1 protein-coding gene is annotated in these 445 nt (G+C 45.6%); it reads left to right on the plus strand.

The features are described from left to right. The coding region (locus HWX25_RS33070) for a hypothetical protein (RefSeq protein WP_208457061.1) at window positions 1-445 on the plus strand (445 nt) is incomplete at both ends.

The raw sequence follows: 445 nt of genomic DNA on the forward strand, positions 1-445 counted from the left end.
CGTTGCTACTAATTCCGTCTATTACTATAGGCAGCACAATGGTGGAATCACGAAAAATATTACAAGAGATAGCTTCGAAAAATCACTTCTGGTGTATGAGGAGGTGAAGGAGCGCTTGAAAGCTCTGCGCGTACCAGACATCAAATATTGGCTGAGCGTTGTGAATCAAAGGGCGCTAAGAGACTTGCGGCATAGCGCAAAGAAGCTTGAGAGTAAAGACGGAGTGGAAGGAACTTTGGTGAAGAAGTTTGCTTCTAATATTGATGTCTGTTGTATCGCAGATGAGAAGTATGTAATTCCCACGGCAGTCTTTCTGGAATCTGTAAAAAAGACCAAGCGTGAAACGACGATTCCGTCCGTCACGGTTCTGATTCCCAAAGGATCACGGGAAACAATGGCTGTGCTTGAGGAGCTCTCTGACGACAACTTCCTAGTGAGGGTGCTG

The sequence above is a fragment of the Burkholderia sp. BCC1640 genome (assembly GCF_902833125.1).
Classification (GTDB): domain Bacteria; phylum Pseudomonadota; class Gammaproteobacteria; order Burkholderiales; family Burkholderiaceae; genus Burkholderia; species Burkholderia diffusa.